This window comes from Arcobacter sp. AHV-9/2010, from assembly GCF_004116575.1.
Classification (GTDB): domain Bacteria; phylum Campylobacterota; class Campylobacteria; order Campylobacterales; family Arcobacteraceae; genus Aliarcobacter; species Aliarcobacter skirrowii.
The window spans coordinates 161,579-187,667 of sequence record NZ_PDKH01000003.1; the positions used below are offsets into that span (position 1 = coordinate 161,579).

25 protein-coding genes are annotated in these 26,089 nt (G+C 27.7%); 8 read left to right on the forward strand and 17 right to left on the reverse strand.

Features of this window, described 5'->3' with window-relative positions; translation table 11 throughout:
• Window position 1 precedes the first annotated feature (1 nt).
• The 6 genes from CRU94_RS06410 to CRU94_RS06435 are packed head-to-tail and all read right to left on the reverse strand — an operon-like array spanning window position 2 to window position 5,527.
• Window positions 2–1,288: a citrate synthase gene (locus CRU94_RS06410; protein ID WP_129105957.1), complete on the reverse strand. Its 1,287-nt coding sequence runs from the start codon at window positions 1,286–1,288 to the stop codon at window positions 2–4.
• A gap of 9 nt (window positions 1,289–1,297) precedes the next feature.
• Window positions 1,298–2,557, reverse strand: a complete 1,260-nt coding sequence (nuoF, locus tag CRU94_RS06415; protein WP_129105958.1) for an NADH-quinone oxidoreductase subunit NuoF — start codon at window positions 2,555–2,557, stop codon at window positions 1,298–1,300.
• Entirely contained in the window at window positions 2,547–3,032 is a 486-nt protein-coding gene (locus tag CRU94_RS06420; protein WP_129105959.1) for an NADH-quinone oxidoreductase subunit NuoE family protein, read from the reverse strand. The genes nuoF and CRU94_RS06420 overlap by 11 nt, the downstream gene beginning before the upstream one ends.
• Window positions 3,032–4,666: an NADH-quinone oxidoreductase subunit D gene (locus CRU94_RS06425; protein ID WP_129105960.1), complete on the reverse strand. Its 1,635-nt coding sequence runs from the start codon at window positions 4,664–4,666 to the stop codon at window positions 3,032–3,034. The genes CRU94_RS06420 and CRU94_RS06425 overlap by 1 nt, the downstream gene beginning before the upstream one ends.
• Window positions 4,659–5,174, reverse strand: coding sequence for an NADH-quinone oxidoreductase subunit B (locus tag CRU94_RS06430; protein WP_129105961.1), 516 nt, complete (start codon window positions 5,172–5,174; stop codon window positions 4,659–4,661). Before CRU94_RS06430 ends, CRU94_RS06425 begins: the two co-directional genes overlap by 8 nt.
• A complete protein-coding gene (locus CRU94_RS06435) occupies window positions 5,165–5,527 on the reverse strand; it encodes an NADH-quinone oxidoreductase subunit A (RefSeq protein WP_066160072.1) in 363 nt (120 codons plus the stop codon). The genes CRU94_RS06430 and CRU94_RS06435 overlap by 10 nt, the downstream gene beginning before the upstream one ends.
• A gap of 315 nt (window positions 5,528–5,842) precedes the next feature.
• On the opposite strand from CRU94_RS06435, the gene CRU94_RS06440 reads away from it, so the two are divergent.
• Window positions 5,843–7,672: a menaquinone biosynthesis decarboxylase gene (locus CRU94_RS06440; protein ID WP_129105962.1), complete on the forward strand. Its 1,830-nt coding sequence runs from the start codon at window positions 5,843–5,845 to the stop codon at window positions 7,670–7,672.
• A gap of 97 nt (window positions 7,673–7,769) precedes the next feature.
• Here CRU94_RS06440 and CRU94_RS06445 read toward each other — a convergent pair whose 3' ends face one another.
• From CRU94_RS06445 to CRU94_RS06465, 5 genes are all read right to left on the reverse strand, one after another.
• Window positions 7,770–9,758, reverse strand: a complete 1,989-nt coding sequence (locus tag CRU94_RS06445; RefSeq protein ID WP_129105963.1) for a methyl-accepting chemotaxis protein — start codon at window positions 9,756–9,758, stop codon at window positions 7,770–7,772.
• A 250-nt stretch (window positions 9,759–10,008) separates the two neighbouring features.
• Window positions 10,009–12,603: a bifunctional diguanylate cyclase/phosphodiesterase gene (locus tag CRU94_RS06450; RefSeq protein WP_129105964.1), complete on the reverse strand. Its 2,595-nt coding sequence runs from the start codon at window positions 12,601–12,603 to the stop codon at window positions 10,009–10,011.
• Between the two features lie 9 nt (window positions 12,604–12,612).
• A complete protein-coding gene (locus CRU94_RS06455) occupies window positions 12,613–13,524 on the reverse strand; it encodes a substrate-binding domain-containing protein (protein WP_129105965.1) in 912 nt (303 codons plus the stop codon).
• 239 nt (window positions 13,525–13,763) lie between these two features.
• Window positions 13,764–14,231 carry a threonine/serine exporter family protein gene (locus tag CRU94_RS06460; protein ID WP_129105966.1) on the reverse strand — a complete coding sequence of 156 codons (468 nt, stop codon included), beginning with the start codon at window positions 14,229–14,231 and terminating at the stop codon, window positions 13,764–13,766.
• A 1-nt stretch (window position 14,232) separates the two neighbouring features.
• The gene (locus tag CRU94_RS06465) at window positions 14,233–15,003 is read right to left on the reverse strand and encodes a threonine/serine exporter family protein (RefSeq protein ID WP_129105967.1); all 771 of its coding nucleotides are present in this window, start codon (window positions 15,001–15,003) and stop codon (window positions 14,233–14,235) included.
• Between the two features lie 70 nt (window positions 15,004–15,073).
• Here CRU94_RS06465 and CRU94_RS06470 point away from each other — a divergent pair, with 70 nt between their 5' ends.
• The 5 genes from CRU94_RS06470 (at window position 15,074) to CRU94_RS06490 (ending at window position 19,336) form a co-directional block, all read left to right on the forward strand.
• Window positions 15,074–15,406 (forward strand): hypothetical protein, encoded by a 333-nt coding sequence (locus CRU94_RS06470; RefSeq protein WP_129105968.1) that lies wholly within the window; start codon window positions 15,074–15,076, stop codon window positions 15,404–15,406.
• Window positions 15,393–16,028: a type III pantothenate kinase gene (locus CRU94_RS06475; RefSeq protein WP_129105969.1), complete on the forward strand. Its 636-nt coding sequence runs from the start codon at window positions 15,393–15,395 to the stop codon at window positions 16,026–16,028. Before CRU94_RS06470 ends, CRU94_RS06475 begins: the two co-directional genes overlap by 14 nt.
• Complete coding sequence (gene hisG / locus CRU94_RS06480) at window positions 16,006–16,614, forward strand: ATP phosphoribosyltransferase (RefSeq protein WP_066356572.1); 609 nt, start codon at window positions 16,006–16,008, stop codon at window positions 16,612–16,614. The genes CRU94_RS06475 and hisG overlap by 23 nt, the downstream gene beginning before the upstream one ends.
• On the forward strand, window positions 16,614–17,306 hold the full coding sequence (locus CRU94_RS06485; RefSeq protein WP_129105970.1) for a class I SAM-dependent DNA methyltransferase: 693 nt from the start codon (window positions 16,614–16,616) through the stop codon (window positions 17,304–17,306). The genes hisG and CRU94_RS06485 overlap by 1 nt, the downstream gene beginning before the upstream one ends.
• 110 nt (window positions 17,307–17,416) lie before the next feature.
• Window positions 17,417–19,336: a methyl-accepting chemotaxis protein gene (locus CRU94_RS06490; RefSeq protein ID WP_129105971.1), complete on the forward strand. Its 1,920-nt coding sequence runs from the start codon at window positions 17,417–17,419 to the stop codon at window positions 19,334–19,336.
• A gap of 3 nt (window positions 19,337–19,339) precedes the next feature.
• Here the strand turns inward: CRU94_RS06490 and CRU94_RS06495 are convergent, their stop codons facing one another.
• Genes CRU94_RS06495 through CRU94_RS06505 form a run of 4 tightly spaced genes read right to left on the reverse strand, consistent with a single transcriptional unit; the run spans window position 19,340 to window position 22,067 of the window.
• Window positions 19,340–19,759, reverse strand: coding sequence for a hypothetical protein (locus CRU94_RS06495; protein WP_129105972.1), 420 nt, complete (start codon window positions 19,757–19,759; stop codon window positions 19,340–19,342).
• The gene (locus tag CRU94_RS09610) at window positions 19,756–19,908 is read right to left on the reverse strand and encodes a hypothetical protein (protein WP_164966576.1); all 153 of its coding nucleotides are present in this window, start codon (window positions 19,906–19,908) and stop codon (window positions 19,756–19,758) included. The genes CRU94_RS06495 and CRU94_RS09610 overlap by 4 nt, the downstream gene beginning before the upstream one ends.
• Window positions 19,892–20,896: an OmpA family protein gene (locus CRU94_RS06500; RefSeq protein WP_129105973.1), complete on the reverse strand. Its 1,005-nt coding sequence runs from the start codon at window positions 20,894–20,896 to the stop codon at window positions 19,892–19,894. Before CRU94_RS06500 ends, CRU94_RS09610 begins: the two co-directional genes overlap by 17 nt.
• Before the next feature lie 4 nt (window positions 20,897–20,900).
• Window positions 20,901–22,067, reverse strand: a complete 1,167-nt coding sequence (locus CRU94_RS06505) for a MotA/TolQ/ExbB proton channel family protein (protein ID WP_129105974.1) — start codon at window positions 22,065–22,067, stop codon at window positions 20,901–20,903.
• Window positions 22,068–22,143: 76 nt separating this feature from the next.
• Between CRU94_RS06505 and CRU94_RS06510 the strand changes: the two genes are divergently transcribed.
• Complete coding sequence (locus tag CRU94_RS06510) at window positions 22,144–23,058, forward strand: L,D-transpeptidase (protein WP_129105975.1); 915 nt, start codon at window positions 22,144–22,146, stop codon at window positions 23,056–23,058.
• An 8-nt stretch (window positions 23,059–23,066) separates the two neighbouring features.
• Here the strand turns inward: CRU94_RS06510 and CRU94_RS06515 are convergent, their stop codons facing one another.
• Together CRU94_RS06515 and CRU94_RS06520 are read right to left on the reverse strand one after the other, a co-directional pair.
• Window positions 23,067–24,005 carry a D-2-hydroxyacid dehydrogenase gene (locus CRU94_RS06515; protein WP_129105976.1) on the reverse strand — a complete coding sequence of 313 codons (939 nt, stop codon included), beginning with the start codon at window positions 24,003–24,005 and terminating at the stop codon, window positions 23,067–23,069.
• Between the two features lie 14 nt (window positions 24,006–24,019).
• A complete protein-coding gene (locus CRU94_RS06520; protein ID WP_066158770.1) occupies window positions 24,020–24,994 on the reverse strand; it encodes a hypothetical protein in 975 nt (324 codons plus the stop codon).
• Between the two features lie 175 nt (window positions 24,995–25,169).
• Here CRU94_RS06520 and prpB point away from each other — a divergent pair, with 175 nt between their 5' ends.
• Window positions 25,170–26,054: a methylisocitrate lyase gene (prpB, locus tag CRU94_RS06525; RefSeq protein ID WP_164966578.1), complete on the forward strand. Its 885-nt coding sequence runs from the start codon at window positions 25,170–25,172 to the stop codon at window positions 26,052–26,054.
• Window positions 26,055–26,089 lie beyond the last annotated feature (35 nt).

Genomic DNA, 26,089 nt, shown 5'->3' on the forward strand with positions numbered 1-26,089 from the left:
TTTATTTACCTGTATATAATTGTCTTGGTCTAGCAATTTTATGTTTTGGATCTCTTTTGAACTCTGCCCATTGAGCAATCCATCCTGGAGTTCTTCCTATAACAAATATTGGTGTAAACATCTCTACTGGAATTTTAAGTGCTGTTAAAATAACTCCTGAGTAGAAGTCAATATTTGGATATAGACCTCTTTGTTTAAAGTAATCATCACTTAAAGCAGCTTCTTCAACAGCAGCAGCTATATCTAAAAGTTTAGAATCAAGCTTTAACTCTTGTCTTAGTTTTACTTGTAGCCCTTTTAATGTTTCAGCTCTTGGATCTCTATTTTTATAAACTCTATGTCCAAATCCCATAAGTCTAAATGGATCATTTTTATCTTTTGCTTTTGCAATAAATGAAGGTACATTTTTAACATCACCAATCATTCTTAATTGATCCATAACCTTTTCATTTGCTCCACCATGAGCTGCTCCCCAAAGTGCTGAAATACCAGAAGCTATTGCAACATATGGATGAGCTTCTGTTGATCCAACATTTCTAACTGTTGTTGTAGAAGCATTTTGTTCATGGTCTGCATGAAGTGTTAAAATAGCATCAAGTGCATCAACTTCTATTTGAGAAATCTCTTGATTTTTACCATTTCCTAAATATTTCATTTTCCCACCTGGATATGCTCTTAACATATATAAGAAGTTTTCTGTGAAATATCTATTAATATCTGGATAAATTAGTGGTGTTCCAATTGAATTTCTATAAGCCATCGCTGCAATTGTAGGCATTTTTGCCATAATTCTATTTTGCATTGTTCTATACTCATCTTCATCTTCTAAATGTAAATGATCTTTATAAAATGCAGATAGTGCCATTGTTGCAGATGCCATTGTTGCCATTGGGTGTGCTCTATCTGGAAGTGCATCAAATAGTCTAATAATTCCCTCATCAACAAATGATCTATGTCTAATCTCTAAATCAAGATTTTTTGACTCATCTTTAGTTGGTAATCTTCCATTCATTAGCAGATATGATACATCTAAAAATGAGTGTTTACCAGCTAAATCAGCAATATCAATTCCCCTATATTTTAATTCAGAGTTCTCACCATCAATAAAAGTAATTTTTGACTCACAAGCTGCTGTTGAAGTATATCCTGGGTCAAATGTAAACATTCCAGAGTCTTTATAAAAAGTAGAAATATCTACAACACTTGGTCCTCTTGTACCATCAATAATATTGTACTCATAAGATTTACCAGTTCTGTTATCTGTAAAAGTCATTGTATTTTTTGCCATTTGTTCTCCTTAGTTTTGATTATTTTTAATATAAGCGTCAAATTCGCTTCTAAACTTCTTAATAATACTTGCAATAATATCTTTAACAGCAGGTGCAAAAACACAAACTGTTTTTCCATTCATTGTTTCACACACATCTAAAATAGTTTGTAAATCATTTGAAGTTCCACAACCTTCTAGTATATCTCTTATAATTTTATCAATCCAACCACAACCCTCTCTACAAGGTGTACATTGTCCACAAGATTCGTGATGATAAAACTCAATAATGTTTTTAGCAACATCAACCATACATGCACTATCATCAATTACAATCATACCTCCTGTACCTAAAGTTGAACCTATATCCCACATTGATTCATAATCTAATACAGCTTTCTCAACCTCTTCGGCTGTTAATATAGGACAAGATGTTCCACCTGGAATAACTGCTTTTAGTTTTTTACCTTCAAGCATCCCACCACCAACTTCATTTAAGAAATCAATCATTTTATTTCCATATTGAAGTTCATAAACACCTGGGTTTTTAACAGGTCCTGAGATTGCAAAAAGCATTGTTCCAGGAGATTTTTCTGTACCATATTTTGTATAACCCTCTGCTCCATTTTCAACAATATTTGGTACAGATGAGATAGTCTCAACATTGTTTACAGTTGCTGGATTATCATAAAACCATTCACACTCTTTTCCATGAGGTTTAAGTCTTGGATGTCCTCTTTTACCTTCTAAAGATTCAATAAGTGCAGATTTCTCTCCACAAATATATGCTCCTCCACCTCTGTGAACTGTAATATCAACTTTAAAATCATATTTATCCATGATTTTATCACCAATAATTTTTGCTTTATAAGCTTCTTGGATTGCTTCATTTAATCTATCAATAAAAAACTTATACTCACCTCTTATATAAATATAAGCATGATTTGCTTGAATTGCCCAACAAGTACAGATAATTCCTTCAATTAAAAGATGTGGGTCGTATTGAAAAATTTGTCTATCTTTAAAAGTTCCTGGTTCACTCTCATCCCCATTTACTATTAAATATCTTGGTCTTTCATCAACGGCAGGCATTAGTTCCCATTTAGGACCACAAGCAGCTCCTCCTCCACCTTTTCCTCTAAGTCCTGATGCAGTAACTTCAGCAGTTACATCTTCAGGTTTCATAGTGAAAAGTTTATCTATAGAAGAGTATCTTCCATTTGCAAGTGCAACTTCAAGTTTATGTGAATTTGGGATATCAAAATTTTTACTTACTATTTTAGTTATCATTTTTGCACTCCCAAATTATTTTCTCTAACTTCTCTTTTGTTAATTTTCCATGATAAACATTGTTTAGTGCAATCATTGGAGCATCACCACAAGCACCTTGACACTCAACTTCACTAAAAGTAAATAGTCCATCAGCACTTGTTTGTCCAGGTTCAAGTCCTAAACTCTCTTTTATATAAGCTTTTAACTCTCTTGCACCCATTAACATACAAGATACAGTTTTACATAATTCAATATGATATTTACCTTTTGGTTTTAAGTTAAACATAGTATAAAAAGTTGCTACTTCATATACTTGCATAGGACTTTTTTCTACTCTTGAAGCTACATAAACCATAGCTTCAGGGCTTACCCAACCTTCTTGCTCTTGAACTAACCAAAGTGCTGGTAACATACAAGAGTCAATTTTTGGATATCTTGAAACATACTCTTGAAATTTTGCTTCATTTTGCGGTGTATATTTAAAACTACTCATTATCTATCAAACTCCCCAGCAATAAAATTCAAACTAGCCATTGTAATAACAGCATCTGCAAGCATTGTACCTTCAACAATTTTTGAATAAGCTGCAAGTGAGTAAAAACATGGTGGTCTACATTTTACTTTATATGGTCTTCCACTTCCATCACTTACAATAAAGAATCCCAACTCACCATTTGTAGCCTCTGTTGAACTATAATATTCACCTTTTGGAACCATGATTCCTTCAAATGTAAGTTTAAATTGATTCATCAAACCTTCAATATTTCCATAAACATCTTTTTTAAGTGGTAAAACAGCATTTGGAGCATATACATTAATTGCACCATCTGGAAGATTTTTCATAGCTTGTCTAATAATTTTAATTGATTGCGTAATCTCTTCAAATCTACACATCATTCTGTCATAAACATCTCCATGACTTCCAACAACTACATCAAAATCGAAGTTTTCGTATCCATAGTATGGTTTATCTTTTCTTAAATCATGTGCAACACCAGTTGCTCTTAAGTTTGGTCCACTAATTCCATTTGCTAAAGCAAAATCAGCTTTAATAACTCCAACATCTTGAGTTCTATCATGATATATTCTATTGTGTGCAATTAGTGATAATACATCATCTACACCACTTTCTGTAGCTTTTAAAACATCCTCTAAATCAGCAGCAAAACCATCATATAGATCAAACTCTAATCCACCAATTCTTGTGTAAGTATTTGTAAGTCTAGCACCTGTAAGTTTTGATAATAGATCATAAGCTTTATCTCTTGCAGAAAATAGATACCAAAGGCTTGTTAATCCACCAAGGTCAACCATATTTGCAGCATTACAAACGATATGATCAATTATTCTACTTAACTCACCAATAATTACTCTAATCATCTTTGCTCTAGGAGTAATCTCAATATCTAGCATCTCTTCAATAGCTTTTGCCCAACCAATATTATTTAAAATAGCACTACAGTAGTTTAATCTATCTGTATAAGGAATTACTTGCGAATAAGTATGATGTTCACAAGCTTTTTCAAATCCTCTATGCAAATATCCAATCTCTGTAACACAAGCAGTGATTGTCTCACCCTCCATTGCTAAAAAGTTTCTAATAGTTCCATGACTTGCTGGGTGTGATGGTCCAACATTTAAAAGCATTAAATCTTCAATCTCTTGATCAGAGTACCCTTTTGATTTTAACAAAGGAGTCATCTCATCCATTAAATCATCAGTCTCTTTACTAATTTGTCCATCTGTAATCTTGTAATCTTTTCTTAAAGGGTGACCTACAAACTCTTTATGGTTTAAAACTCTTTTTAAATTTGGATGATTTAAGAATTTAATCCCATATTGGTCATAAGCCTCTCTTTCAGCCCAATTTGCAGAAGCAAATAGATCATGAACAGAATCAACACTTAAAGTATTATCATCTACAAAAGCCTTTACAGTTGTCTCTTTTTTAAAGTCACTACTTCTTAAAACATAAACAACTGCAAATCTAGAAGGTGTAGAGTCAGGAAATTTTAGATAATCAACTGCAGTCATATCTAAAAGAATAGTAAAATCTTGGTTATTTTTTAAATTTAAAAGAGTAGATCTTAAATCTTTTGAATCAACTAATAAATCACACTTAAGCATCTAAAAATCCTTTGTACTCTTTAACTCTATCTTTTAACACTGATTCGTTTTTAGCTTTTTCTTGAATTCTCATAATTGCATCAAGTACAGCTTCAGGTCTTGGAGGACAACCAGCTATATACTCATCAACAGGAATTATTTGATCAATTCCTTGAACAGTTGCATAGTTATCATAAAAACCACCACTACAAGCACATGCACCCATAGATATAACCCATTTTGGTTCACACATCTGCTCATAAATTTTTTTCAAAATTGGAGCTTGTTTATAAGAGATTGTTCCAGCAACAATAAGTAAATCCGCTTGTCTTGGAGAGAATCTTACAACCTCAGCACCAAATCTTGAAACATCATATCTAGCAGCAGCTACTGCCATAAACTCAATACCACAACAAGCAGTTCCAAATGCCATTGGCCAAAGAGAGTAAGATCTTCCCCAATTAACAGCAGCATCTAGCTTTGTTGTAAGTATATTATCACCTAAAGTTGACTCAACTCCTAATCCCATGATAAAGCCTTTTTCTTATAAATATAGATTAACCCAATAAATAGTAATCCCATAAAGATGAACATTTTAGCTAATCCCGCATAGCCCAGTTCAACAACATTTACAGCCCAAGGAAACATAAAAATTACTTCAACATCAAACAGTAAAAATGAGATTGCTACAAGATAAAACTTAATAGAAAATCTTACATTTGCTGTTCCTATAGGATTTGTAACACCACTTTCATAAACATTGTTTTTTATAACTGAGTTTTTATTGTTAGGTCCTATGAATTTTGTAAGTACAAAAACACCTGCTAGTATCAAACCTATTACAACAAAAACTACAGAAGATAAGACTATTTCAGCTGACATCTTTTTTCCTAGTTCAAAAATTAAAAATCAAATTTGATTGTACACAAATTTTATGAAGTAAACAAATATTTATTATACTTTTGAACAAAAATCATAATTTAGTGTGTAAAAAAGGCAAAAAAATATCATTTGTTTTAATTTTTTATATTTTACAAAGCCCAATTAATCGACTTCTAGTTCTAATATGTGAAAAAAAGTAATAGCTATTTTAATTGATACAAAATGAAACATATATTTAATTCTCATAAATGAAAGATAGCATTAATAAATATAATGCTAAAGTTAAATCCAAAAATACTTTAAGTAGAGGTAGAGATGAAAAAAGCTATTGAACTTTTAAAAAAACATAATCTTTTAAAGATAATAGATGATGAACTTGATATAAATTTAGAAATTCCGCATGTTGCTTATGTAGAGGTTAAGAAAGCTGATTCAAAAGCAATTTTATTTACAAATGTAGTTGATAGAAAAAATAATAAAAAATTTAAAGAACCTGTTTTAATGAATGTTTTTTGTAATGAAGAGGCGGTTAAACTATTTATTGGTGATGGTGATAAGATAGCAAATGAGATTGAATCACTTTTAAAATTAAAACCGCCTGTAACATTTAGTGAAAAAATCTCAACTTTTACAAAACTATTCTCACTAAAAAACGCCATTCCAAAAAAAATTAAAGGTAAAGGTTCTTGTCAAGAGATTATAAAGCTTGGAAGCGATGCAAAACTTAGTGATTTACCAGTTATTACAACTTGGGAAGAGGATGCTGGTCCATTTATTACTATGGGGCAAGTTTATACTCAAAGTTTAAATGGCGAGCTAAAAAACTTAGGAATGTATAGACTTCAAGTATTCCCTGATAACACTCTTGGAATGCATTGGCAAATTCATAAAGATAGTAATCACTTTTTTCATGAGTACAAAAAAGCTGGTAAAAAGATGCCAGTAAGCATTGGAATTGGTGGAGACCCTATGTATATATGGTGTGGACAAGCTCCACTTCCAATTGGAGTTTTTGAGCTAATGCTTTATGGCTTTGTGAAAAATAGACCAGCAAGGCTTGTAAAATCTATTACAAATGATATTTGGGTTCCAGAAGATAATGACTATATTATAGAAGGATTTGTTGATACAAGCAAACTAAAAATTGAAGGACCTTTTGGAGATCACACAGGTTATTACACACTTGATGAAGAGTTTCCTTTTATGGAAGTTAGTGCAATTACAAGCAAAAAAGATCCAGTATTTTTAGCAACAGTTGTTGGAAAACCACCTTTAGAAGATAAATATATGGGGTATGCAACAGAGAGAATATTTTTACCACTTTTAAGAACAACTGCACCTGATTTAGTTGATTATTATATGCCTGAAAATGGTGTTTATCACAATCTTATTTTGGCAAAAATAAATACATTTTATCCAGGACATGCGAGTCAAATGATGCATGCATTTTGGGGAGTTGGACAGATGAGTTTTGTAAAACACGCAATTTTTGTGAACTCTGATGCTCCAAAATTAACTTCACATGATGAGATAATAAGATATATTTTAAATAGAATTAATGTTGATGATCTTTTAGTCTCAAAAGGTGCTACGGATCATCTTGACCATACATCTCCTAAATTTGCAGTTGGTGGAAAACTTGGAATTGATTGCACAGGTGAAGAGATAAAAGAGTTAGGAATTTCTATTTTAGAAGATAGTGAACTTTTAAATAAAATGCAGGATATTACAAAAGAGATAAAAGGTTTAAAACAGTATTACAAAGATACAAAAAATCCAGTTTGTGTTATAAGTGTAGATAAAACTAGAAGTCAAAAATATCTTTTTGAAGAGTTGAAACCTCTATATTCTCATATAAAAATTTTAGTAATTGTTGATTATAAGACAAATGATATAGAAAATCCTTATATGCTAATTTGGAGAGTAACAAATAATATGGATTCAAATAGAGATTTACATATAGAAGGAAATACTATCTGTCTTGATGGAACAAACAAAAACTCTCTTGATGGATTTACTAGGCGTTGGCCAGGTGATGTAAACTGTACAAAATCTGTTTTACAGAGCCTTAATGAGAGAAAAATTATAGATATAGATGATGAATTTATAAAAAAATTCTATCTTTTTGATATTGATAAAATCTAACTTCATCTATTAGTAATAAAAAGACTCTATTTAAAGTTTTAAATAGAGTCTTGAAATAGAACTCTGCATTATTTTTTGAGTTATTTGATTATTTTTCTTAAAAGCTCTCCCATTCATCATCCTTGATTTTAGAGTTAGATTTTATCTCTTTTGTGCTACTAATTTTTGGTTTAGAAATCTCTTTATTAGTTTTAGTAGTTTTCCCACTTGCTAAAATATGCTCTTTAAGCTCTTTATCCATACCAAAATCTTTTGCTTTTACATCATTTTTACCTTCAAACTCTTTTTGATTTGCATCTGAAACTATAAGTTTAGCTATCTTATCTGTACTTACAGCAACATCATGAGATTGACTAGCAACCATTGCATTTTGTTGTGTTTGTTGATCAAGTTGATTTACTGCATCATTTATCTGTTCTATTCCTAATAGTTGCTCTTTACTAGCATTCTCTATATCTGCTATTAAATTCATTGTTGAAGAGATATTATTATTTAAATTTTTATATCCATCTATCATACTTGAAGCAATACTTTTACCTTCATTTGCTTTTAGTGTAGCTTTTTCTACTATCTCTTTAATCTCTTTTGCAGCCTCTGCACTTCTTGTTGCTAGATTTCGCACCTCTTGAGCAACAACTGCAAAACCTTTTCCAGCTTCTCCTGCTGTTGCTGCTTCAACTGCTGCATTTAGACTTAAAATATTTGTTTGAAATGCAATTTGATCAATTACACTAATTGACTCATTTACCAAATTTACTTGTGTATTTATCTCATCCATAGCAATAGTTGTTTGATTAGCCATCTCTTGTCCATCTGTTACAGCTTTTGTTACTCCATTTGCAAGTTGTGACATCTTTGCAATACTTTGTGTATTATTTCTAATATTACTTGTTATCTCTTCAAGAGCTGCTGCAGTTTCTTCTAAAGATGCTGCTGCTTCATTTGAACTTATATTTAGTTTATCCACATTTATTAATAAAATATCAGAAGTTTCATCCAGTGTCATACCATTTGCTTTATTATCTACTAACATATTAGTTATAGAGTCTCCAAGACTATTTATACCATTTGCCAACTCTAATAGTTGCTCTTTTAAACCATTTGTAGATACTCTACTTAAATAGTTGTATGATGAATATTTCTCTAAAACATCCAAAATATTTTCAATATTTTTTTCTAAAATATCTCCCATACTATTTATTACATTTTTTAACTGTTTTAAAGCTGGATTTGATACTTCAATATGAAGTCTTTGACAAAGATCCCCTTGCTCAAACTCACCTAAAACAGCTATTGTTTCATCTATTAAAACCCTATCCTCTTCAATACCTTTTTTTGTTTTTAAGATATTTTCATTTACAACCTTTGACATAACTCCAAACTCATCTTTAGAAGTTTCATCTAAAAGGATAGTATCATTTGCTTCTCTATTTAAGTATGCAAAAAACCCTAAAAGACCATCTTTGAATCTATTTAAAGAGTTTACTATTACTTGTGATATATATAAAGAGAAAACTAAAAATAGTAAAATTGCAATAATTGAGATTGTAATTAACAAATTATTTAAAAACTGATTTGATTCTTCTTTCAACTTTATTGCGCTTATATTAATTTCGTGAAGTCTATTTTCTAGCTCTGCACCTATTTTAACCATTTGAGAAATTTTCTCAAGCACATCACTTGTCTCTTGTAAAATTCCATTTTGGAAATTTGTTATTCTAGTTGGTGCAAAATTATCAAAAAAATTAACATATGCTTTAGATAGATAGATTATCTCATCTGATAGTTTTATATTTTTTTCTAAATAGAGTGTAGATTTAAATGATTCAACATCATTTTGAAGTAGTTCAAAATCTTCTCTAACTTTTTTAGCAGCCTCTTGGCTTGGATTTCTTAAAAATTGATATACCGATATTCTACCTTTTAATATATTTTGAATAAAAATATCAGTTTTTATTGCAATTGTATTTCTTGCATCTGCTATACTGCTATAATGTATATATACAGCACCTACTGCTACTACTATTAACAAAAATATAATTGGAAATAGTAGTAACTTCATTTTTGTATTTATTCTACTTAACATTGTGCGACCTTTGTTTAATTTTTTACCAAACTTATATTTAAAATATAGATTTATAATTCTTATTTAATTTACAATTCTAAATCTATAATTTATTATAAATTTTGATTTTGAATAGTATTAAAATAATATTAAATTATGTATAAATTCTACAAATAAATATTATTTTTTAATCTTATGGACTTTATAATTAATATAATCCATTTATATAGGCTTTTTAAATAATAAAACTCATATAAATAAATTATTTTTACTAATCCAACTCCTTTTTTGGTGGAGTAAAATAGTAGCCTTGAGAGAAATCAACACCTATGTTTTTAATGATTTTGTATATATCTTCATTCTCAACAAACTCTGCAATTGTTTTAATCTCCATCTGTTTTGCAAAATTAACTATTGTTGAAACTACAGCAAATGACTCTTTTTGAGTAACTATATTTTTAATTAAAGAGCCATCGATTTTAATATAATCAGCTTCTAATTTTATTAAATATTCAAAATTACTATAACCACTACCAAAATCATCAATTGCAATTTTACAACCTTTTGATTTTACTCTTTTTATAAATTCAATAGCAATTTCATAATCTACTATTGATTCAGATTCAACCAATTCAATAACAAGTTTTTTAGCAATATTGGGATACTCATCAAATTTTTTAAATATATAATCATTAATCTCTTTGTTAGATATATCTTCATTTGTTAAATTTATAGAAAATTCTACTTCTTTATCTTTAAACATTTCAAAACTTTTATCTATAACAATTTTAGTTAGCTTAAGATACTGTTTTGTTTTTTTAGCAATATCTAAAAAGAGAAATGGTGATATGATATTCTCATCTCTATCTTTTATACGAATTAATACCTCATATTTCTCATACTTTAAATTTTCATTATTTACAATTGCTTGAAAAAATACAATAACACGATCTTCTTCAATAGCTTCTTTAATCTTCTTTGACCATAAAATATTATTTTGATACTCTTTATGTGGACTAATATTTTCATCATACACTACTAAATCTACTCTATTTTTTTTACATATTTGTAAAGCCATTTCTGCACTTAGTAAAATATCAGTTTTTTCAACACAGATACCACAACTTAGATTTAAATTAATCTCTTTATCCTCAATTACAATAATTTTATTTTCTAAATCTCTTAAAATATTTCTAACAGAAGATAAAAGTGAATCTTGATTGTAATTTTCCAATAAGATAGCAAACTCATCCCCTCCATATCTATAAAGATTAAAATTTTTAAACTCTTTAATGCACTCACTTTTAAGAAATTGGCTAAATTTCTTTAAAACTTCATCTCCAAATTTATGACCATATAGTTCATTTATCTGTAAAAATCTATCAATATTTATAACTATTAAAATAGGAGATGCAAATTTTTCTATATCTTCAAGTAGTTTATTTCTGCTATATTGACTAGTTAATAAATCATAATTTGCACGATACTCAAGCTCTTCATTTTTGTGTACAAAATCTGTTATATCTCTACTTACAGCTATATATCCAGTAATAACTCTATTTATATCTACAATTGGACTAATAACAGTATCAGCCCAATAATAACCATTATTTTTTGTTCTATTTTTTATTATATTTCTCCATATAATACCCTGTTTTATAGTTTTCCATAACTCTTCAAAAAACTCATCTGGCATATCATAATGCCTTATTATTTCATGAGTTTTTCCAATTAAATCTTTTTTTTCATATCCTGTAATATCACAAAAAAACTCATTTGCATAAGTTATATATCCATTAGTATCAAATTTAGTAACTAAATTTGAAGTATCTATACTTTTTTCATAACTTTGAAGATTTGAGTAGTTATACCAAAGTTTTTCAAATATTTTATTACTTGCCTTGAAGATCTCTCCAATTTCATCATCATTGATTATTTCAATAGGTTTATATTTTTTGTTTAGCACTGACTCTAATGTATTTTTTAATTTAAAAAGAGGCTTTATAATATTTTTATTTATAAAAGCTGTTGAAACAATTGAAAATAGTACTATTAATACTAATATAGATATAACCATATTTAAAATAAGCTCCTCTTTTTTATCATAAAAAGGACTCATATCTACATTGTGTATTAAATAGATATCTTTATTACCATTTAATTTTAAATAAAACTCATGCTCTTGGTGTCCTTGACTTAAAAATAGTGGATGATTAAGGTTTAAATTTAATTTTTCAAGCTCTTCTTGATTTAAAAAATAACTTATTTTTACATACCCTAAAATTGAACTATCTTGCTTGAGCTCTTTTTTATGACAAATAGTATAGTAGTTGTTTATATAGTTATAATTTGTTCCTAAACACTTATTTGTACTATTTTCTAAAGGAGTTAATGCCCCATCTTTTAGATTTTTAATAAAAGCATTTCCATCATCATAGATTACATAAACACTCTCATCAACACTTTTATCAAAAGATTTTTTTGCAACTAAACCATTATCTTTATCAAAAAATTCAATTAAAATATTTTCACCATCTTTTGCAAATTTTTGAGAGTATTGAATAAGAGACTCTTTTTCTGTGTTAAAAATAAAATCACTATAATATGTTTTATCTTCATAATTTGATACTAGATTTAAAATTGACAAAATTTTATCATCATCTTCTATGCTAGCAATTACTTCTAGCTGATTCTTTTCTATAGTGCTTAAAAAGTTTTGAATTTTTTTGGAATCATTTTCTATATCTTTAATTATCTGTTGTTTTAATATACTCTCAAAATAGTTAAATGTAAAATAACCTGATAGAAAAAATACTAAAGCTGTAGATATAGTTATATTTATTAAACTTTTTGTTTTTAATTTCATTTAATACTCTTAAAAAATTGGCTTTTGGAATTTAACATTATCTTTATCTACCAAAATGGCATCTACTATTAAATTTTTGGGAACTTCTTTACCTTCAATTAAAGATACAATTGTTTCAATCCCTTTTTTTGCACAAGTTGGATAGACAAAACTAGCCAGTTGTTTATCATTTAAGATTGCATCTTTAGCCTCATTTATATAATCTATTCCAACTATAGGAATATCTCTTTTATCATTTCTCTTATCAATTACAACTCTAGCTCCTGCTGCCATGCTATCACTTTGTGAATATATTGCATCAAAATGAATATTTTTATCATAAATTTCATCCAATACTTTTATTGCATCGTATCTAAGATAATTAGCTCTTGCTTTTATAATTTTTATATCTTTATATTTATTTGCAATATCTTCAAACCCTTCTTCTCTTAAAGTTGTAGATGTTACTCCTTCTAAACCTTGTAACATAAGAATTGTCCCTTTATAATTCAACTTTTTTAAAAGATATTTAGCCGCTTCTTGAGCTATTTTATAGTTATCAGGAGCGATAAATGATGTATAGTTATCTGAATCAATTCCCCTACTCAATAATATAACTTTTATACCTTTATCTATGGCTTTTTTTAAAACTTTTGAAGTTATGCTAGGACTTATTGGACTTGTTACAATAAAATCATAATCATCTTTTATAAATTTTTCTATAGATGCTATTTGATTGGCAACAGAACCTTTTGCATCTGTTACTGTAACTTCCAAAAAATCATATTTTTTAGAGTAGTAAATTAATTGTTCAGCTTGAGCTTTTCTCCAATCATTTGCTAAAGTATCTTGAGCGAATCCTATTTTATAAGTTTTAGCTTCTAAAAAACAAAGCCCTATTATGAGTACTGAAATAATTTTACTAAGAAAGTTCCTATTCATTTTTTTCCTTGTTGCCAAAATGTATAAATCTATGTATTGATTTTCTTATTTATTTTTTATTATTACATAAACTTTTTTAATTATTTATTTATTAATTATAAAAATTTTATTTTATAACTCAATTAAAACCAAGGAATCACTATATCTTATATAAATTAAAAATATTATTTTATTCTAAAATTATTTATTCTCTTATTACTATTTCTTATAATATGTGTAGATTTGAAACTATTATATCTTTATATAACTGGTCTATTTAATCTTAAAAAATATAAAGATGGTAAAACAAGTCCAAAAGTTATTGCAAAAAGTATAGATATTGATTTTAATCCATCATGAATAAATAGCTCAACTAATTCAGGTTTTGCACCAAATCTATTTATGCTTATTAATGTAACCATTGCATTAAAAGCATAAGTCCCAGGTAAAACTGGAATAATAGATGCAACTGTATAAACAGGTCTTGGAACTTTATATTTTCTTGACCAATATAAAGCAACTACTCCAATAATCGCACTTGCTAAAAAAGTAGCTAACTCTATTCCAAAAGATAGTTCTAAAAAGATAGTTCTAAAACTGTAAGTAATCGCTCCACCAAAAGCACAATATTTTAGTGTATGTTTTGGAACATTAAATACCATTGCAAAACCCAAAGATGCAATGGCTGCAAAAACTGCTTGAACACAAAGTTGAATCATAAACTCCATATTATGCCCCTAAACCTAAAATTGCAATTGCTAATATTATTCCAACTGTTGAAGCTAAAGTTAAAATCATTCCATCCATCCATCGCCCCCAACCCATCATCATATAACCTTTAAATGAGTCCAAAAATGAGTTAACAAAGGCAAATCCAGGAGCTAGTAGTAAAACACTAGCTGCTAAGGCTATATTTGGTGTGGATGTTATAGCAAATATTTTAGCCATTGCAGCAATACAAGTAGCTACAAATGCTGTTATTCCAAATGTAATAATCATCACGAATCTTCTTTTTGCAAGCTCTTGTCTTACAAACATTGCAACAAAAGCTGCAACAAAAGTAGTTGCTACTGCAAAATAATCTCCACCTTGCAAAAATGCAAATGATGCACAAGCAAGTCCAACCATAAAAACAACTAACCATCTATTGTAATACTTTGTCTCTAAATTTTTTAAAATATCATATAAATAGTTTATATCGTGATCATTTTTTTCCATTTTTAAAACAATATTTTGAATCTCACAAACTATACTCATATTTATAGGTTTATGATGAACTCTTCTTGTTGTTGTAACTGATTGTTCACCATAAAGAGTTGTTAAAACAATTGCTGATGGAATTAGTGATAACTCAACACTAGCAGCACCTAGTGCTCGTCCTAGTCTTTGAGCTGTTTGCTCTATTAAAATACTCTCAGCTCCATATTCGCTCATTAAAACAGCTGCTTTTATAATACCTCTTGTAATTATTGATTGTTCTTCGTAACTTAAGTTCTTCATTTTATTTCTTGCTTCATTAGTTTTAGAAATTATACTAAAGTTTGTTATAATAAATGTTTTAAGGATATAAATGAGAGAAGTTACAGAGTTTTTTGCAAAAAAAAATATACTATTTAAAGATTTTAAAGAGATTTTACCAAAAGAGCTAAATAGTAGAAAAAAGATAAAAATTTTTGTTGGAACAACAACCGATTTAAAATATTATGCAATTTTTATTATTGATTCAAAAAGTAGATTTATAAAAAAAAGTGCTGAAGAGTTAATCGATTTATCAAATATATTATCAAGTTTTGTTGGTCACAATTTTAAGGTAAAAGAGCTTTTAATAAAAAGCCCAATTTGCTCAAAAGCAAAAGAGTATTTAAAAGATTTAAAATGGAGCGTAAGAGTTGATTTTAAGTGATATTGGAAATACAAGCACAAAATTTTTTATAAATGGTGAGATAAAAAACTACTTTAAAGATGATGAGATTCCAAATTTTAATGATGAGATTTTTTATATAAGTGTAAATGAAAAAGCAAAGAAAAAAGTTTTAGAGAAAAATCCAAATGCAAAAGATTTAAGCTCTTTTATAGATTTTAAAAGCTCTTATAAAGGCATGGGAATTGATAGAGTTGTAGCATCTATGTTTGAAAAAGATGCAGTTATAATTGATGCTGGAAGTGCAATAACAGTTGATATTATAGAGAACTTTGTTCATAAAGGTGGTTATATATTTTTAGGAGTTGATAGTTTTTTAAGAGCTTATGAAAATATCTCACCTGTTTTAAAAATAGAAAGAGGTGATTTTGAAAAAAATATTAATTTAGATAAAATACCGCTTCAAACAAAAGATGCTGTTTTTTTTGCTTTAATAAAATCTATCATTTTACCTATAATTGAGATTTGTAAAGATAAAAATATAATATTTACAGGTGGAGATGGAGAGTTTTTGAGCCAATTTTTTGAAAATAGTATATATAAAAAAAATTTAATATTTGAAAATATGAAAAGGATAATAGATGCTAACAATAGCCCTTCCTAAAGGAAGAATTGCAGATGAAACTCTTGATAGATTTGAAAAAGCTTTTGGAGAGAAGTTTGTTTTTGAAGATAGAAAACTAATCTTAGAAAAAAGTGGTTTTAAATTTTTAAATGTAAGAAATCAAGATGTACCAACTTATGTTATGCATGGAGCTGCTGATTTAGGAGTTGTTGGACTTGATGTTTTAGAAGAGAAAGAGTACGATTTAATCAAGCTTTTGGATTTAAAACTAGGACGATGTAAAGTTGCATTTGGACTTAGGGCTGGTGAAAAACTAAACTTTGATAAAAGTAAAATCACAATAGCTACAAAACATGAAAAAATAGCTAAAAAATTCTTTGAAGAAAAAGCTATGGCAGTAGAGATAATAAAACTTTATGGCTCTATTGAACTAGCACCTTTGGTTGGACTTTGTGACTGTATTGTTGATATTGTTGAAACTGGTGAAACTATGAAACAAAATGGTTTAGAAGTTGGACCAACAATTATGGAGAGTAGCGCACATCTAATAGCAAATAAAAACTCATTTTATGCAAAAAAAGAGTTGATTTTTAATCTAAAAGATAATTTAGAGAAATTTTTATAATGGGTTTAGATCTATACTCGAAAATTGAACCATATTTAGATTTTGAAGAGGAGATTTACCATCTTCACAAAGATTTTTTAAAATTTATAATGGTAAATAATCTTGATAATATTATAGATATAGGTTGTGGTCAAGGATATTTTTTAAACAATTTAGAAGTAAATAGAAAAAAGTATTTAGGAGTGGATTTAAGTATTGAGCAGATAAAAGTTTGCCAAGAAAAAGGTTTAAATGCAAAGGCAATTGATTTAAAAGATATAAAAGAGAAGTTTGATTGTGCAACTGCTATTTTTGATGTTTTAAACTACATTCCTAAAAATGAGCTTGAAGATTTTATCCTAAATACAAAAAATATTTTAAATAAAGATGGATATTTTATATTTGATGTCAATACTTTTTTTGGTTTTGATGAGATTGCACAAGGGTCAATAAATATTGATGTTGAAGATAAATTTATAGCTATTGATGCGTTTTTTGAAAACAATAAACTTAAAACAGATATAACACTTTTTGAAAAACAAGATAATAATCTTTTTTCAAAAGAGCAAGATAGTATTACTCAAGAGTATCACTCAAAAGAGTTTTTAAAAGAGCTTTTAGAAAAGTCTGGTTTTACTATAGTTGATATTAAAGAGTTTTTCTTGCACACAGATGAAAAAGCAGATAAACTAATATTTATTTGTAAAAAATAGTTTATGAGTAGCTTTGAAACAAGCTACTCATAATTATCATAAAAATATCTTATTTTAATATTATATTTCAATTTTTTAAAGTAAAATTAATCGTAATCAAAGGAGATAATATGCAGATAAATTCATTAAAAATAAAGCTTCTATCAATAATAATTTTACCTTTTTCTATAGGTGTTTATATTCTTTTTGGTATAAATTTTGAAGGAACTCATAAAACATTGGATACAACTTTAGAAAGATTCGAAAAGAGTATAATAAGGGAAAAAGAGTCTTTCATAAAACATCAATTTGAAGTTATACAAACTTTAATAAATACAATTATTCAAAAAGAGAAAGATGTAGAAATAGCAAAAGAGAGAGTTATTGAACTTTTAACTGGAATTAGATATTTAGATGATAAAAGTGGTTACTTTTTCGCTTATGAAAAAAGAGGTGAAGATTACTATTTTGCATTTCATCCAGCAAATCCAAAATTAAATAATCAAAAGACAAATATTAAAGCTCCTGATATAAAAGGTTACGCTTTTAGAGAAGATTTAATTAAATATGCAAAAGATGCAAAATATGTATATTATCACTATGAAAACCCTACAACAAAAGAGGTTGTCTTAAAAATGGCATCTTCTATATATATTCCAGAGTTTAATTGGGTTTTAGTAACAGGAATATATGCAGATGATATAAAAAGAGAGATAAATCTTGTTCAAGATAGAGTTCTAAAAGATTTAGACAAACTATTTTGGATAGCATTTTTTGTAACAATAGTTTTAAATATTGTTTTAATTGTAATAATAATACCTTCAATAAACAAAATTATTCTAAAACCACTAGATATTTTTCAAAGTACACTTGAAACTTTTTTCAAATATTTAAATGGGGATAGTAAAACAGTTAATAAAATACAAAACTACTCAAAAGATGAGATTGGTCAAATGTCTAAAACTCTTGATGAAAACATAGAGATAGCTAGAAAAGAGATTGAAGATAATAATATTTTCATAGACAATAGTATAGAAATTTTAGGGAAGTTTCAAAAAGGAGATCTATCTCAAAGATTAAATGTAGAGGTTGAAGATCAAAACTTAATAAAACTAAAATCTGTTATTAATAAGATGGCAGAAGAGCTTGAACAAAATATTGTAAATATTTTAAAAGTTATTGATGAGTATAGTACATATAGCTATATTAATAAAGTTGATACTTCAAAAATCTCTAATCATATTTTGAAACTTGCAAATGGTGTAAATACTTTAGGCTCATCTATTACAAAAATGTTAATAGAGAATAAAAACAATGGAGAAACACTATCTCAAAGTTCAAATACTCTTTTAGAGAATGTTGAAAAACTAAATGAAAGTTCTACAACAACAGCTGCAAATCTTGAAGAAACAGCTGCTTCACTTGAAGAGATGACTTCAAATTTAAGAAGTAGTACACAAAATGTTGAAAAGATGTCAAATATAGCTATGAGTGTTACATCAAAAGCAACTTCTGGTGAGAATTTAGCAAAACAGACAGCACAGGCAATGGAAGAGATTAATAAAGAAGTAACTTCTATAAATGAAGCTATTGAAGTAATTGATCAAATAGCATTTCAAACAAATATTTTAAGTCTAAATGCTGCTGTTGAAGCAGCAACTGCTGGAGAGGCTGGAAAAGGTTTTGCCGTTGTTGCCCAAGAGGTGCGAAATCTTGCAAGTAGAAGTGCAGAGGCTGCAAAAGAGATAAAAGAGTTAGTTGAATCAGCTACAAAAAAAGCAAATAGTGGTAAAACTGTTGCAAATGAGATGATAGATGGTTATTTAGAGTTAAATAGTGATATTCAAGAGACTATAACTTTAATAAAAGATTTTGAAAATGCAAGTAAAGAGCAACTATTAGGAATTGAGCAGATAAATAGTGCTGTTTCGCAACTTGATCAAAAAACTCAAGAGAATGCAAATGTTACAAGTGCTACAAAAGATATAGCAATATCAACAAATAATATAGCAAAACTTATTATTGATGATGTAAATGAGAAGAGATTTTAGAGATTAAACTCTAACTTCTCTCATAATAAAAAACCAATCCCTACTAAAATTTGTTTTTATAAACTTCTTTTTATGAGGGATTAAACAATCTGAACAGTTTTGATGAATAGCACTATTTGTAGTAAACTGGCTACCTTTTTTAGAGTTTATGCTACAAACTGAGTATAAAGTTTTATTATCTTCTATTTTAATACCTAAATCATTAAATCTAAAGTGTGGACAAGCACATAAATAACAGTTTAAATCATCCATATCATGGCACTTTTTATTATCTTTATATAAAGGACAAAAATCTGGTTCATTTTTAACCATATTTTCAAACTTAAAGTACTCTATAATCTCATCGCTACTTAGATTTTCTAACTTTTTTAAAATAGCTTTATGAAGTTCACCTTGTTTTAAAAACCACTCTTCGTATGTCATTTCTTATCATCTTTTTTATTTAAAATCTTTTTTGAAAAACTAAAAATAGAGCTTTTTTTAATCTCTTTTTTTTCAGCTAAAAGTTTTTTTATCTCACTTGAAAGGTTCTCAAGATTTTTTGGAGTATAGATACTATTGCTTATTTTCATCTAAATCTCTTTGTAAATAGTTTTGAAGCTCTTTTATAGCAGCTTCATTTTTTATTGTAAATTTAATCTCTATTCTTCTTGAAGCATCTTTATCTTCAACACCATTTTCATCATAAATCAGATTTGAAGATGATTTTCCACTTGAACTTACAAAACTATTTAAAAGCTCAGATTCAACAATCTTCTCTTCATATAAAAACTGCATAACACTCAAAGCTCTTCTTTGAGATAAAAATAGATTTGTAAGATAGCTTCCATCACTATCTGTATAACCTTCAATGATTATGTTTTCAATATATCTATTAATCTCTTCATCTTTTAATAGCAGATCAAAGTAATTTTTTAAAACATCTTTTAACTCTTTTTTAGAGATCTCTTTTAATGTAAAAGAGTTTTTATCAAATAAGATATTTGATGAGAACTTTATAGCTCCACTTTTTTTATCAATTTGTATTGAATTAGTTAGTTTTTGGCTAATTTTTGAGATAAGTTCAAACTTTATTCCACTTAGAGAGTTTAATTTATCTTTTATGTTTTGAAAATCATTTTGAAGCTTTAAAATCTCTTGCTCTTTTATAATAATCTCATCTAAACTATTTTTTTCTCTCTCTTGGCTTTGAAGAAATTGTTTGATAAGCTCTTGCAAAACATCTTCAAGATTATCTTTTTCCTCTTTTATTTTTTGAATCTCTTCATCAAGCTCTAATTGAATCAAGCTTGAAGTATCAAGTTCATTTAGAACAATATTTAAGTTATTTTCAAGTTGGGATATCTTTTCTAAACTTTTACTATATAAATCTTGTGTAGTTTTAAGTTTTAAAACCAGTTCACTATTTTTATCTTCACTATTTTCAAGTGTATTTTGAGTGTAGATATATTTAACAACAATTAAAGCAATTAAAAGAATAAAAACAAATAGTAATCCAGCCATTAAATCAGCATATGAAACCCAAAAATTATCCTCTTTTTCACTACTATTTTTATACATTTTTCTACTTTGATAAATCTTTAAATATTGATAGATTCTGAACAATAGCAACAGTTTGTTCATCTATTTGTTTTAAAGACTCTTTTAATCCCTCTTTATATTTCCACTCAATTTTCTCTATATCACCTTTCATCGTCTCAATACTTTTTACTATATTTGAATATATCGCTTTTAGATTTTCACTACTTAAATTATTCATATGAGAGTTTAGTTCAATAATATTTTTATTTAAATCATTTGACATATCTATAAAAATATCATTTTGATTTTTTATTTTATAATTAAGACTCTCTGCACTACTAAGTAATCTTTCAAAATTTGAGATATTTTTATCAATTTTATGTGATAAATCTAGCTCTTTTTCTAAAATTTTGTTTAAATTTTCAAATCTATTTTCAATACTATCATTTAGAGTTTGCATAACTTTGCTTGATGTTAGCTCTTTAAAAATATCATTTATTTTTGAGAAATTATCGATATTGCTTTTTATATGAATTGACTCAATATCAATCTTTGTCCAAAAAAAGTTTTTTGTACTCTCTTTGATTATAAAACTATCTTTTGAAAATCTACTTATTCCAAATTTTTCAAAAAATATCCACCAAATAGATAGAAAAATTCCATAAATAGATACATAAAATGCAGTTGCAACTCCACCTAAAAGCTTTGTAATCTCTAAATCCAAAGCAAGGCTATCTCTTGAACTGAAATCTGGCATTGTAATAGCAATAGATATAAAAGTTCCCAAAATTCCTAATGTAGGAAATATTCCACCAGCAATATTTGAGAAATTACTATTTCTTAAATTACTTGTGTACTCTTTTAAAAAGTCATCAACACTCCCATTTGCTTTTGTTTGATTATCAATTGTTAAAAGATTGTTATTAACATACTCAAGTAGCTCATTTTTCATATCTTCATATTTTGTTTTAAATTTACATGATACTAAATATGCGTTGTGTGGTATAAAAAATAGATAGATAAAAAATATAAATCCTATTAAAATAACTGTATGAATCTCAATTTTAAGAGGTAAGTAAGCAAAATAGCACAATAAAACCAAAGCAAAAAGTAGTGCTGGAGTAAAAAATAGTGTAAATATTTTCATAAATGGGCTACATTTTGTAATAAATTTAGAGTTTAACAGAGTCAAATCATCAGATTTAAACATATTTTTTCCTTAAAAGTTTTAAAATGGACTGCATTTTATCATAAATAAATAAAATATTAAAAAATAGGGAACCTTTATGAGAATATTAATTTTATCAATACTTTCAATCAATTTTTTATTTGCAAATATAACAAACTACACAATTAGAGTTTGTGTTACATCTACTTTTGAGTATGCAAAATCTTGTCAAAATAAAATTGAAAAAAGTATGAAAGAAAAAGCTTTTATAGTTAAAAAAAATAATAGATACTTTACAAATTTAAATATCTTTGATAGTTTAGAAAAAGCAAAAGAGGTTTTAGAAAATGGATCTTCTTACTTAAAAGAGCAAAAAGCATATCCAAAATTGTTAACTGAAGATATTTTAAATGAGCTAAACAATAATAAATTTTTTATAGATTTAGATAAAGATAATATTTTAGAAGATTTATACAATGTTAGTTTAAAAGAGTTTGACAATCAAAAAAACAACTCAAAAAATAGTCTAAAAAATAGAAAACGAGCTGTAAACAGTTTTGATTTTGATGAGTTAATTTTAAAAGTTGATTCACAAAATAATATTATGGAACTTTTTGCTAAAAAGAGTAATGAAGAGAGACTTCTAAGAAGCTATGTTGTCTCAACTGGAAAAAATAACATCAAAAAACCTCAAGGTCTTGGTTTTATTACAGCAATATCTTTAAATCCTATTTGGTATCCAACACCTGATACTAAAAAAAGTTTTGCTAAAAGAGGGATTATCTTACCAGATATTGTTCCTCCAAATCATAAATATAACTATATGGGTGAAGCAAAATTAAATCTATCTCATATAGTTGATGGAAACTCTACTTATAGAATTCACGGAACTTTAAATGAGAATAGTCTTGGATATAGTGTTAGTGCTGGTTGTATTAGAATGAAAAATGAAGAGGTTGTTGAACTTGCAAATTTAATAGAGGATTTCTCTATTATTTACGGCTTAGATAAGGTAAAAGTAATACTATCTTAAAGTGGTTACTAGTAACCACTCTGTTTTAAAAACTCTTCAATATTTAAAGCAACTTTCTCAACCAATCTTTTTCTAGCTTCAACACTAGCCCAAGCTATATGAGGAGTCAAAAGAAGTCTTTGTTTATTTATTACTTTTAAAAGTGGATTATCTTTTGATATTGGCTCTAAACTTAAAACATCTAAACCACATAAAATATCTCTTTGATCTAATATTTTTGCCAAATCCTCTTCATTTATAATTCCACCTCGTCCTAGATTTAGTAAAATTGCTCCATCTTTTAGCATATTTAGCTCTTCATATTTTAATAAATTTTTTGTTTTATCATTTAAAGGTGCATGAATTGAGATAATATCGCTTGTTTTTAATAACTCTTCTAAACTTACACTCTTATACTCACTATTTTTATTTTCACCACTTGTAGAGTAGTAAACAACTTCACAGTTAAAAGCTTTTGCTTTTTTTGCAAAATCTCTTCCAATCTCTCCAAGCCCAATAATTCCAACTCTTTTTCCATCAAGTTCATAAAATGGCATATCTATGTGTGTAAAAATATCACTATTTTGCCAGTTTCCACCATCTACATAATTTTTGTAGTAGTTTAGTTTTTGAACAAAATATAAAATCATAGAAAATCCAAGTTGTACAACACTGCTTGTTGAGTATCCAGCAACATTTTTAACAACAATATTTGAATCTTTTGCATAATTTAAATCAACATTATTTGTACCTGTTGCTGTTATGCAAATTAGTTTTACTTTAGAATTTTCTAACTCATCTTTTCCTACATAAACCTTATTTGTTAAGATAATATCAGCATCTTTTATTCTGCTTTTTGTCTCATCTTTTTTTGTAACATCATAAGATGTAACACTACCAAATTTGTTAAAAATTGAAACATCTATATCAAATCCTAATGTTTTTCTATCCAAAATTACTATTTTCATATTTAATCCTTTCATTATCTTCTATGCGAAGTTTTTGGTAAACTAACCTGTTTTTGTAAATCTATACTTAAATTATTATAGAAAAGCTCTCCATAATTTGTCTCTCTATTGATTGTCTCATAAGCTTGAGTAATCGTGTTATTGTATTTGAGTGCATCTTGAAGTATCTTTAAAATTTTCACAGAATCCAAAAAATTTACATGAGATGGAGCTTCTATTGGTGAACTATAATATTTATGCATTCTTTCTACTAAATTTTTATTTCTTATCTCTATAAAAACAGATTCTATTGGTGATTTAAAAAATAGAATCTTATTTTTTACATTTATAGATATATATGTTGTCTCCATTCCATAAATTTTTCTAGAGAATGAATCAAAAAGAAAAAGTTTTTTATTATAGTTATTATTAAAAAGCTCATACATAAGCTCCAAAATCTTTATTTTTTCATCTTTTGTAAAAAAATTTCCAATACTTGCAAAACAAAAACTTAAAACTGATTTTATAGAGTACCACTCAGTTGTATCATAATCATATCTCAACATTTGATCAATTCTCTCTTGCTTTAGCTCTTCAATATCAGGACTTGTAGATGTTTTATAAACTCTTCTAACAGCACTATCTCTATACATAGGACCTGGAAACTGAGCTTGAATTACAAATCTTCTATTTTTTTCATGTTCTATTATATATTGAAGTCTTCCTTTATAATCCTCATCAATAATTCTTACCTCTTTTTGAGGAATTAAAGTAATTGATTTTAAAAACTCTTCACCATAACAAGCATCTTCCCAAATATACTCAGGATATCTAAACTCTTTACAAATTTTTGCTTTAATTTCACTGCTTATTTCAATACCACTAACTCTATCAATCCATGATGTAATTGTTCTTCTATCTTTATCAATTAAACTAGCAAATTTAGATATACTAAGATTTGATCTATTATAAATCTCTATAAATTTATCTATTGAATTTTTAAAATCCATAAGCTCCCTTTAATACTATTTTTGCATATTGTACAAAAATAATACATAAAAACAACTTTTGTACATTTTAAAAATATTGTATAAAAATTGTAGTTTTTGATTATAAAATAGTACATACAAAAGAAATCAAAATCGATATAATTTTTGGACAATATTTTTAAAGGATATAGAAATGATAAGTGCAGGAAAAAAATTCAGAGAAGCCCTAAAAGCTTCAAGTCCACTACAAATTGTTGGAACAATTAATGCTTACCAAGCATTACAAGCAACAAAAGTAGGACACAAAGCAATCTACTTAAGTGGTGGAGGAATTGCAAATGCTTCTTATGGTTTACCAGACTTAGGTATGACAATGATTGAAGATGTTTGTATTGATATTAGAAGAATTACTTCTATTTGTGATACGCCACTAATTGTTGATGCAGATACTGGTTGGGGACATGCATTTAATGTGGCTAGAACTGTTAAAGAGTTTATTAGAAGTGGTGCTGCTGGTATGCATATTGAAGATCAAGTTGCTGCTAAAAGATGTGGACATAGACCAAATAAAGAGTTAGTATCTACTGAAGAGATGTGCGATAGAATTAGAGCTGCTGTTGATGCTAAAAAAGAGTTAGATCCAGATTTCTATATTATTGCTAGAACTGATGCACATGCAAGCGAAGGACAAGCAGCTGCAATTGCTAGAGCTAAAGCTTATGTTGAAGCTGGAGCGGATGCTATTTTTGCTGAAGCTGTTCACACTTTAAAAGAGTACAAAGAGTTTACAGAAGCTATGAGTGTTCCTGTTTTAGCAAATATTACAGAGTTTGGAGCAACTCCTTTATTTACAACAGAAGAGTTAGCAAGTGTTGGAATTGCTATGGTTCTTTACCCACTTTCTGCGTTTAGAGCAATGAATAAAGCTGCGTTAAATGTTTATCAAGAGTTAAAAGATAAAGGTACTCAAGAGGGTGTTATTAGTACAATGCAAACAAGAATGGAGTTATATGATATGTTAAACTACCACTCTTATGAGCAAAAAATGGATGAACTATTTTCAAAAGGAAAAGCTAAGTAATTAGCTTTTACAATAAAGATTTAATATAGATATTA

Bases quoted from the DNA above. Each gene is read 5' to 3' on its own strand.
- CRU94_RS06425 (WP_129105960.1), bottom strand. From the start codon at position 4,666: ATGCTTAAGTGTGATTTATTAGTTGATTCAAAAGATTTAAGATCTACT.
- CRU94_RS06430 (WP_129105961.1), bottom strand. From the start codon at position 5,174: ATGGGATTAGGAGTTGAGTCAACTTTAGGTGATAATATACTTACAACA.
- CRU94_RS06515 (WP_129105976.1), bottom strand. From the start codon at position 24,005: ATGAAAATAGTAATTTTGGATAGAAAAACATTAGGATTTGATATAGAT.
- CRU94_RS06485 (WP_129105970.1), top strand. From the start codon at position 16,614: ATGGGTTTAGATCTATACTCGAAAATTGAACCATATTTAGATTTTGAA.
- CRU94_RS09610 (WP_164966576.1), bottom strand. From the start codon at position 19,908: ATGAAAATAAGCAATAGTATCTATACTCCAAAAAATCTTGAGAACCTT.
- CRU94_RS06410 (WP_129105957.1), bottom strand. From the start codon at position 1,288: ATGGCAAAAAATACAATGACTTTTACAGATAACAGAACTGGTAAATCT.
- CRU94_RS06510 (WP_129105975.1), top strand. From the start codon at position 22,144: ATGAGAATATTAATTTTATCAATACTTTCAATCAATTTTTTATTTGCA.
- CRU94_RS06460 (WP_129105966.1), bottom strand. From the start codon at position 14,231: ATGGAGTTTATGATTCAACTTTGTGTTCAAGCAGTTTTTGCAGCCATT.
- CRU94_RS06520 (WP_066158770.1), bottom strand. From the start codon at position 24,994: ATGGATTTTAAAAATTCAATAGATAAATTTATAGAGATTTATAATAGA.
- CRU94_RS06470 (WP_129105968.1), top strand. From the start codon at position 15,074: ATGAGAGAAGTTACAGAGTTTTTTGCAAAAAAAAATATACTATTTAAA.
- nuoF (WP_129105958.1), bottom strand. From the start codon at position 2,557: ATGATAACTAAAATAGTAAGTAAAAATTTTGATATCCCAAATTCACAT.
- CRU94_RS06465 (WP_129105967.1), bottom strand. From the start codon at position 15,003: ATGAAGAACTTAAGTTACGAAGAACAATCAATAATTACAAGAGGTATT.
- CRU94_RS06450 (WP_129105964.1), bottom strand. From the start codon at position 12,603: ATGAAATTAAAAACAAAAAGTTTAATAAATATAACTATATCTACAGCT.
- CRU94_RS06420 (WP_129105959.1), bottom strand. From the start codon at position 3,032: ATGAGTAGTTTTAAATATACACCGCAAAATGAAGCAAAATTTCAAGAG.
- CRU94_RS06455 (WP_129105965.1), bottom strand. From the start codon at position 13,524: ATGAATAGGAACTTTCTTAGTAAAATTATTTCAGTACTCATAATAGGG.
- CRU94_RS06500 (WP_129105973.1), bottom strand. From the start codon at position 20,896: ATGTATAAAAATAGTAGTGAAAAAGAGGATAATTTTTGGGTTTCATAT.
- CRU94_RS06445 (WP_129105963.1), bottom strand. From the start codon at position 9,758: ATGTTAAGTAGAATAAATACAAAAATGAAGTTACTACTATTTCCAATT.
- CRU94_RS06505 (WP_129105974.1), bottom strand. From the start codon at position 22,067: ATGTTTAAATCTGATGATTTGACTCTGTTAAACTCTAAATTTATTACA.
- CRU94_RS06435 (WP_066160072.1), bottom strand. From the start codon at position 5,527: ATGTCAGCTGAAATAGTCTTATCTTCTGTAGTTTTTGTTGTAATAGGT.
- CRU94_RS06490 (WP_129105971.1), top strand. From the start codon at position 17,417: ATGCAGATAAATTCATTAAAAATAAAGCTTCTATCAATAATAATTTTA.
- CRU94_RS06495 (WP_129105972.1), bottom strand. From the start codon at position 19,759: ATGACATACGAAGAGTGGTTTTTAAAACAAGGTGAACTTCATAAAGCT.
- hisG (WP_066356572.1), top strand. From the start codon at position 16,006: ATGCTAACAATAGCCCTTCCTAAAGGAAGAATTGCAGATGAAACTCTT.
- CRU94_RS06440 (WP_129105962.1), top strand. From the start codon at position 5,843: ATGAAAAAAGCTATTGAACTTTTAAAAAAACATAATCTTTTAAAGATA.